Origin of the sequence: Mycoplasma phocimorsus, from assembly GCF_030077875.1 — a bacterium.
Lineage (GTDB): Bacteria > Bacillota_I > Bacilli_A > Mycoplasmatales > Metamycoplasmataceae > Mycoplasma_H > Mycoplasma_H phocimorsus.
The window spans coordinates 1-1,614 of the sequence record NZ_JASEJT010000002.1; the positions used below are offsets into that span (position 1 = coordinate 1).

General features: G+C 32.6%; 1 protein-coding gene. It reads right to left on the reverse strand.

Annotation, left to right across the window (positions count from 1 at the left end; genetic code table 4):
* Positions 1–1,614: hypothetical protein (locus QMA87_RS00010; RefSeq protein WP_283833608.1), on the reverse strand; the 1,614-nt coding region annotated here is incomplete at both ends.

A 1,614-nucleotide genomic window follows, 5' to 3' on the forward strand; every position in this document is an offset into this window, starting at 1 on the left:
GCCTGTGCCACAGTTGCCGCCCAGTCTATTGCCGTTCTCGCCTTCTCTTTTTCAGCCCATCCATCACTTTTAAGTATTGGATATAACTGCTCCGCATTTATTGCTTCTTGCGATTCACCATTCTCAAATTTAATAGGTTTTGTCCCGCCGGGTTTTGTCGTTCAACCCACTAATACAAGCCCCGCTTCTTTTTCGCTCTTTGTTCTTTTATCTAACACTGGATTATTTGTGCTATGTCCTGTTTCCCAACTGGTTTTACGCTTAATTTCTATTGTTGTAGGTAAACTTTCTTGTTTAACCTTTCCATCTTGCGTTTTTTCTATTATGTTATATGCTTCCTCACCCGTTTCAAGATTAACTTTATATGGCACTCTCACTGTCCCAAAGTCTTCTGTTTCTACTTTTACCCAAATCTCTGAAAAATCACTCAACTCCGACTTTCTAACCGCTCTTTCCGCATAACTTTCGCCATTATTACTTCAGTACATTCTTTTAACTTTTTTTCTTTTAGCTTTAATTGCGTCCTCTATCGTTTTTTTGCTTGGCATTTTTAAAACTTTTTCACCCACAAAATCTACGCCTGTTTCTAAAGGAATTTTAAATGATCAATCGTCATTTTCACCTTTAAAGACAATCTGAGGTTTTTCTATTCACTCTATTTTTAGTTCAAACCCATCACCTTTTTTAGGATTTAGTTCTGCTCTTCCATCGCCATAAAAACGCAATTTTCATTTTGTGTTTTTATTTTTAACTAACGCATCATTTAAGTTTGCTTCTCATTTATAATTATTTTTTTTGCTTATACCTTGTAATCATTCCTTTATGTCTGTTTTATATATTTGTTTTCCTGGCTTAACCTCTAAAGTGTGTTTCTTTTTATCTGGTGTTTCTACCGTAATAACAGGATTATCAAATTCAAAAACTGCATAAATTGATTTTTCTTCTAAAATTTCTTCATAATTGTTTCCATTTATGAAAAGATTTGGCTGTGTGTCATTAATGTCTTTTGCTCAACCTAAAAACTTGCTACCCGGCTTTGTTGGAGTAATTTCTAGTGGATTAATTACTCCCGAATCCGCTCTTCTTGTTCAATAGTCGCCATTTCAGCCCCTAAAAATTACGTTAGGTCAATCTTTTTTTATTGTTCTTCCACCTGATAAATATTTATTTGACTTAATATCTGTATCTTGCCCAACCACTTTTTTAGAATTTTTTACTGTTAATTTATAAGATATTTTTTCCGCAGGTGGCGTTTCGCCTTCAAAGGGGCTTATCAATATATCTGAAGCTTGTGCATAGTCGTTTTTTACATTTATTTTTCATTTGCCTTCGCTATTTTTACCATAAATTTCTATTATTGAAAGCTGTGCTATTCCATTAAATATTTCACTTCAATCATTGCTATTTATTGATTTAAAATCTAAAAAACTTTTTTTAACACTAATTAATTTTTCTTTCTTCTCTTTTTTTGTTCTATAAAATATTTCTATTTGTACTTCTTCTTTTTCATAGTCTATTTTGGTTTTACCTAAACTTAGGTATATGCCGTAGTAACTAAATTTGTCTAAGTTTGTTATTTCAAGTGGAGAAGTTGTTAACCCCCCTATTGCATCG